We start from the raw sequence: 6309 nt of genomic DNA on the forward strand, positions 1-6309 counted from the left end.
GGCGGGCCCTCCGCAGGGTCGGCCGAGGGGTCAGTGACCGCCCTCGTCGACGACCTCGATGTCCTCGATGTTCCGCTCGATGACCTCGGCCGGCAGCGCGACCCGGATCGCCCAGTAGTAGATCACCAGGGAGAAGACCGAGACCGCCGCGATGTCCCACCACATCGGGATCCGGCCGGTGCCGTCGCCGAAGCCGCCCTGCCAGGAGATCAGGCCGAGGCCCAGCAGGTAGAACGGCAGCCACTGGGCGGCCCGCCAGTCCATGTGCGGGGCGTTCGGCAGGCCCTTGCGGGTGGCGTACAGGGCGTAGCTGCCGAGCAGCAGGTAGCCGATGACGATCGCGATGCCCAGACGGGACAGGGTGTGCCAGCCGGCCCAGTAGATGATGAGGCTGGAGACGATGAACGACGCCGGGGCGACGGCCGCGCCGCAGGGCAGGCGGTACGAGCGCTCGCGCGCCGGCAGCCGGCGGCGCATGGCGCCGAAGGCGAGCGGGGCGCCCGCGTACATCAGCACGCTGGCCGAGGTGATGAAGCCGACCAGCTCCTGCCAGCTCGGGAACGGCATGAAGCAGATGACGCCGGTGACGAACGACATGACGAGGCCGAACCACGGCGCGCCGCGCTTGTCGACGCGCTCGAACAGCTGCGGCGCGTAGCCGTTCTTGCTCAGGCCGTACGCGATGCGCGAGGTCGAGGTGGTGTAGATGAGGCCGGTGCCGCCGGGGGAGACGATGGCGTCGAAGTACAGCACCCACGCCAGCCAGCCGAGGCCGACCAGGGTGGCGAGGCCGGCGAACGGGCCGTCGATGCCGGGGAAGTCCAGGTTGCCCCAGCCGTTGGCGAAGGTGGAGGCGGGCAGCGCGGCGATGAAGACGACCTGGAGCAGGACGTAGATCGCGGTGCCGATGGCGACCGAGCCGAGCACGGCGCGCGGGATGTCTCGCTTGGGGTTCTTGCTCTCGCCGGCCAGCTGGATCGCCTGCTCGAAGCCGAGCAGGGCGAAGATGATGCCGCTGGCGCTGACCGCGGTCAGCACGCCCTTGACGCCGAACGGGGCGAAGCCGTGCGAGGTGAAGTTGGAGCCGTGGAAGTTGGTCACGGCCAGCACGAAGATCGCGAACAGCGGGACGAAGATCTTCAGCCAGGTGGTGGCGCTGTTGGTGCGGGCGAGCGCCCGCACGCCGAGGAAGTTGACCGCCACGAACAGGCCCATCAGCAGCACGGCGACGACCATGCCGCTCGCGGTGAGGGTCCCGTCGGCGTTGAGGAAGCCCTGCGCGAACTCCCAGTGCCCGGCGTAGCCGATCATCGCCTGGACCTCGATGGGGGCGACGGTGGCGGCCTGGAGCCAGGAGAACCAGCCGAACGACATGCCGGCCAGCCCGCCGAAGGCGTAGTGCGGGTAGCGGGCGGTGCCGCCGGCGACCGGGAACATGCCGCCGAGCTCGGCGTGCACGAAGGCGAGCAGGACGATGGCGACCGCGCCGATGCCCCAGGAGACGAGCGCCGCCGGTCCGGCGACGACGACGGCGTTCTTCGCGCCGTAGAGCCAGCCCGAGCCGATGATCGAACCGACCGAGGCCCACATGAGGCCGATGAGGCCGACTTCTCGGCGGAGCGACCGGTGGGTGGTGGTCCCGGTGCCGGAACCGTTGCCCGTACCGGGCGGGGAGAGCTGGTTGAGGGAGGCCATGCGCAATCTCTCTGTGGTGAGGGTTCTCCGGAGTTCGGAGCGCGGAGAGTTGCAACACAGTAGGCGGATGCAGAGACATCTGCACAGGTTTCCTTACCGAATGGTTACCTACTTTGCTGGATATCTCCGCAGGTAGGAGGCCATCTGTTCATGCACCCGTTACGCTACCTGCGGGTAATTCCAGGATTTGAGCATCCATTGAGCTTCGGTTCGTGTCCGTGCTACGGACGGTGATCCCAGGGTTATGGAAATGGGCGGGGCCGTATGGAAATGCGGTCGTGCCGCACGGCCTGTAGGGTCGCTCCCATGCGTTCCCGGATCCTGCCGCCGCCCGTCCGCTAGCGGGCGGCCCCTCCACGCTCCCAGCCCGGCGGCCTGCGCCGCTCCCGGGCCGATGAGTGCCGCCCGCTCCGCCGGTGGACCTCATCCGGCCGGGCCCCGCCCGGCACCCCGTCGTGGAGAACGAACGCATGACCACTCATGCCGCCGTGCCGGTCCGGCACGGCCTGCTGCCCATCTCTGCCGCCGCCGTCGCCTGGGGCGCGGGCGGAGCCGTGGCCGCCCTGCTGATGGGCGCCGCCGGTCTCGGCCCGGTCGCCGTCTGCGCCTGGCGGTTCGCCGTCGCCGCCGGCTGCCTCGCCCTGCTGCCCGCCCGCGGCGCCGCCGGCTCGCGCCGCGCCGCCGTGCTCACCGGGCTCGGGCTGGCCGTCAGCCAGTGCGCCTACTTCGGCTCGGTCCGGTTCGCCGGGCTCGGCCTCGGCACCCTGATCACCATCGGCGCCGGACCGGTGCTCACCAGCATCGGCGCCCACCTGCTGCTCGGCGAACGCCTCACCGCCCGGGCGGTGGCCGCCAACCTGCTCGCCCTGGGCGGGCTGGTCCTGCTGGTGGCCGGCCCGGCGAGCGGGCCGCGGCCCGTGCTCGGGGTGGCGCTCGCCGTCCTGGCCGGCGCCGGGCAGAGCGGGCTCACCCTCTGGGCCCGCGCCGGCGGCACCGCCCGCGCCTCGATGGGGGCGTTCGCCACCGGCCTGGTCTGCCTGCTGCCGCTCGCCCTCGCGGTGGACGGCGGCGTGCTGCCGACCACCGGCGCACCACTGGTGAACGCCGCCGCCCTGCTCTTCCTCGGCACCGTGCCGACGCTGCTCGCCTACCGCTGGTACTTCGCGGGCCTGGCCGTCGTGCCGGGCGCCACCGCGGCCGTCCTGGTGCTGCTCGAACCGGCCACCGCCGCCGTGCTCGGCGTGGCCTTCTTCGGCGAACCGCTCACCGCGGCCCTGCCGGCCGGCTCCGCCCTGCTGCTCACCGCCGTCGCCGCGCTCACCCGCCGCTAGCGTGCCCCGCGCCCGCCCGCCCGCTGTCCGGGCGGCGGGCGGGCGCGGGAACCCGGGGCGGCGGTGTCAGGGCACCGGCCGCAGGGCCGGCTGGCCGGGGACGAGGGCGCGCAGGACCAGGTCGACGTGGACGTGCGCGGCCCCGGCGCGGAGCAGGGCGGCCGAGACGGCCCGCAACTCCTCCGGCCCGGTGCAGGCGAGCCGCAGTTCGAGGTCGGCGTCACCGGCCAGCGCCAGGCCGCTCTGCACGGCCGGGATCTCGGCCGCCAGCCGGTCGAAGTCCAGCGGGACCGGGCCGTAGCTCACCCGGGCCAGGGCCTGGAGCGGGCGGGCCGGCTCGGGCAGCGGCCCGCCGGGAACGAGGTGGAGTGCGTTCACCGGTGCTGGAGCCGCGCGCCGGAGCGGGAAGCGGGGTGCCCGGCGGCCGGTCGGGCGGCCCGACCGGCCACCGGAGGGGCGACCAGGCGCGGATCCAGCACCAGTTCCTCGATGCCGAGCGGCGCGGTGAGCGCGCGCAGCGCCGGTTCGCCGAGGACGACGGCGGCCTGCTCGGGTCCGAGCAGCTCGGCGAGCGCGCCCGCCGAGCTGAAGCCGACGGCGCAGCGTCGGCCGTCGCGCAGGCGGAAGAGGCGGAGGGAGGTGGTCCGTCCGATGACGGTGACCGGGACGTGCCAGACGACGACGCGGGCCATGCGGGTGCTCCCGATTGTGGAGTGGGGCCTGCCGGAACTGCGCGCGACTGCGCGGAGCCGCTCCCCATGACGCTAGGCCCGGCCCGGGCACCCGGAGAACCGTCCTGACGCAGCGTTGACCGAATGCAGCGCCGCGTTGACGGAGTCCTGACGGTCGGGCCCGCCCCTTGCCGAAGGCGCCCGCCGGCCCGCTCCGCTTGCCCCGCGGCGGCGCCGGGACGACGGTGGAGCTGATCCGAATCCGGGGGGAGGTGGAGCGGAGGGGCGGTCACGAGATATCTTGACGTCAAGACGTTGGAGACGTGAAGCGGAGTACCGATGACTGACTCGACCATCATCTATACGCACACCGACGAGGCGCCGGCCCTGGCAACGTACTCGTTCCTGCCGGTGGTCCAGGCGTACGCCTCGACGGCGGGCGTGAAGGTGGAGACTCGCGACATCTCCCTCGCCGGGCGAATCATCGCGAGCTTCCCGGAGCGTCTGACCGAGGAGCAGCGGATCGGCGACGCGCTCGCCGAGCTGGGCGCCCTCGCCAAGACCCCGGGCGCCAACATCATCAAGCTGCCGAACATCTCGGCCTCGATCCCGCAGCTCAAGGCCGCCATCGCCGAGCTCCAGGCGCAGGGCTACGCGCTGCCGGACTACCCGGACGACCCGCAGAGCGACGAGGACAAGGACGTCCGCGCCCGCTACGACAAGGTCAAGGGCAGCGCCGTCAACCCGGTCCTGCGCGAGGGCAACTCGGACCGCCGCGCCCCCGCGTCGGTCAAGAACTACGCCAAGACCCACCCGCACCGCATGGGCGCCTGGTCGGCCGACTCCAAGACCAATGTCGCCACCATGGGCGAGAACGACTTCCGCTCCACCGAGAAGTCGGCCGTCGTCGCCGCCGACGGCGCGCTGCGCATCGAGCTGGTCGCCGAGGACGGCGCCACCACCGTGCTGCGCGAGTCCGTCCCGGTGCTGGCCGGCGAGGTCGTGGACGCCTCGGTCCTGCGCGTCGCCGAGCTGAACACCTTCCTGGCCGCGCAGGTCGCCCGGGCCAAGGCCGAGGGCGTGCTGTTCTCGGTCCACCTGAAGGCCACCATGATGAAGGTCTCCGACCCGATCATCTTCGGCCACGTGGTCCGCGCCTTCTTCCCGCAGACCTTCGCCAAGTACGGCGAGGTGCTGGTCGCCGCGGGCCTCAACCCGAACAACGGCCTCGGCGGCATCCTGGCCGGCCTGGAGAACGTCCCGCACCTCGGCGAGGAGATCAAGGCCTCGTTCGAGGCCGAGCTGGCCTCCGGCCCGGCGCTGGCCATGGTCGACTCGGACAAGGGCATCACCAACCTGCACGTGCCGAGCGACGTCATCGTCGACGCCTCGATGCCGGCCATGATCCGCACCTCCGGCCACATGTGGGGCCCGGACGGCCAGGAGGCCGACACCCTCGCCGTGCTGCCGGACAGCAGCTACGCGGGCGTCTACCAGGCCGTCATCGACGACTGCCGCGCCAACGGCGCGCTGGACCCGGCCACCATCGGCTCGGTCCCGAACGTCGGCCTGATGGCCCAGGCCGCCGAGGAGTACGGCAGCCACGACAAGACCTTCGAGATCGCCGCGGCCGGCACCGTCCGCCTGGTCGACGCCGCCACCGGCGAGGTCGTCCTGGAGCAGGCCGTCCAGCCGGGCGACATCTTCCGCTCCTGCCAGACCAAGGACCTGCCGATCCGCGACTGGGTGAAGCTGGCCGTCACCCGCGCCCGGGTCACCGGCAACCCGGCCGTCTTCTGGCTGGACGAGAGCCGCGCCCACGACGCCGTGCTGATCGAGAAGGTCAAGACCTACCTGGCGGACCACGACACCGACGGTCTGCAGATCGAGATCAAGTCCCCGGTCGAGGCCACCAGGTTCTCGCTGGAGCGCATCCGCCGCGGCGAGGACACCATCTCGGTCACCGGCAACGTGCTGCGCGACTACCTGACCGACCTGTTCCCGATCCTGGAGCTGGGCACCAGCGCCAAGATGCTGTCGGTCGTCCCGCTGATCAACGGCGGCGGCCTGTTCGAGACCGGCGCCGGCGGCTCCGCCCCGAAGCACGTCCAGCAGCTGGTCAAGGAGAACTACCTGCGCTGGGACAGCCTGGGCGAGTTCTTCGCGCTGGCCGCCAGCTTCGAGCACCTGGCCCGTACCACCGGCAACGCCCGCGCCCAGGTGCTGGCCGACACCCTGGACCGCGCCACCGGCACCTTCCTCAACGAGGACAAGTCGCCGAGCCGCCGCCTCGGCGGCATCGACAACCGCGGCAGCCACTTCTACCTGGCCACCTACTGGGCCCAGGAGCTGGCCGGCCAGACCGAGGACGCCGCGCTCGCGCAGGCCTTCGAGGGCCTGGCCAAGACGCTGACCGAGCAGGAGCAGACCATCGTCGAGGAGCTCGTCGCGGTGCAGGGCTCCGCGGTCGACCTGGGCGGCTACTACCAGCCGGACCCGGCCAAGGCCGCGGCCGTGATGCGCCCGTCGAAGACCCTCAACGAGGCGCTCGCCACCCTCGCCTGAGCCCGACGGCGCAGGAGCTGAACCCGGGAGGCCCCGGAGGTCCGGTC

5 protein-coding genes are annotated in these 6309 nt (G+C 72.4%); 2 read left to right on the forward strand and 3 right to left on the reverse strand.

Annotated features, from left to right (window positions below; translation table 11 throughout):
- Window positions 1-30: 30 nt before the first annotated feature.
- Window positions 31-1695, reverse strand: a complete 1665-nt coding sequence (locus ACFU74_RS35135; protein ID WP_380764201.1) for an APC family permease — start codon at window positions 1693-1695, stop codon at window positions 31-33.
- A 470-nt stretch (window positions 1696-2165) separates the two neighbouring features.
- Between ACFU74_RS35135 and ACFU74_RS35140 the strand changes: the two genes are divergently transcribed.
- A complete protein-coding gene (locus ACFU74_RS35140) occupies window positions 2166-3026 on the forward strand; it encodes a DMT family transporter (RefSeq protein WP_380764202.1) in 861 nt (286 codons plus the stop codon).
- 66 nt (window positions 3027-3092) lie between these two features.
- Here ACFU74_RS35140 and ACFU74_RS35145 read toward each other — a convergent pair whose 3' ends face one another.
- Together ACFU74_RS35145 and ACFU74_RS35150 are read right to left on the reverse strand one after the other, a co-directional pair.
- Window positions 3093-3404, reverse strand: coding sequence for a hypothetical protein (locus ACFU74_RS35145; protein WP_380764203.1), 312 nt, complete (start codon window positions 3402-3404; stop codon window positions 3093-3095).
- Window positions 3401-3718 carry an SAV_915 family protein gene (locus ACFU74_RS35150; protein WP_380764204.1) on the reverse strand — a complete coding sequence of 106 codons (318 nt, stop codon included), beginning with the start codon at window positions 3716-3718 and terminating at the stop codon, window positions 3401-3403. Before ACFU74_RS35150 ends, ACFU74_RS35145 begins: the two co-directional genes overlap by 4 nt.
- A 318-nt stretch (window positions 3719-4036) precedes the next feature.
- On the opposite strand from ACFU74_RS35150, the gene ACFU74_RS35155 reads away from it, so the two are divergent.
- Window positions 4037-6262, forward strand: a complete 2226-nt coding sequence (locus ACFU74_RS35155; protein ID WP_380764205.1) for an NADP-dependent isocitrate dehydrogenase — start codon at window positions 4037-4039, stop codon at window positions 6260-6262.
- The last annotated feature ends 47 nt before the right edge of the window (window positions 6263-6309 follow it).

Source organism: Kitasatospora sp. NPDC057500 (genome assembly GCF_042802195.1).
Taxonomy (GTDB): Bacteria; Actinomycetota; Actinomycetes; order Streptomycetales; family Streptomycetaceae; genus Kitasatospora.

Bases quoted from the DNA above. Each gene is read 5' to 3' on its own strand.
- ACFU74_RS35135 (WP_380764201.1), bottom strand. From the start codon at position 1,695: ATGGCCTCCCTCAACCAGCTCTCCCCGCCCGGTACGGGCAACGGTTCC.
- ACFU74_RS35140 (WP_380764202.1), top strand. From the start codon at position 2,166: ATGACCACTCATGCCGCCGTGCCGGTCCGGCACGGCCTGCTGCCCATC.
- ACFU74_RS35150 (WP_380764204.1), bottom strand. From the start codon at position 3,718: ATGGCCCGCGTCGTCGTCTGGCACGTCCCGGTCACCGTCATCGGACGG.
- ACFU74_RS35155 (WP_380764205.1), top strand. From the start codon at position 4,037: ATGACTGACTCGACCATCATCTATACGCACACCGACGAGGCGCCGGCC.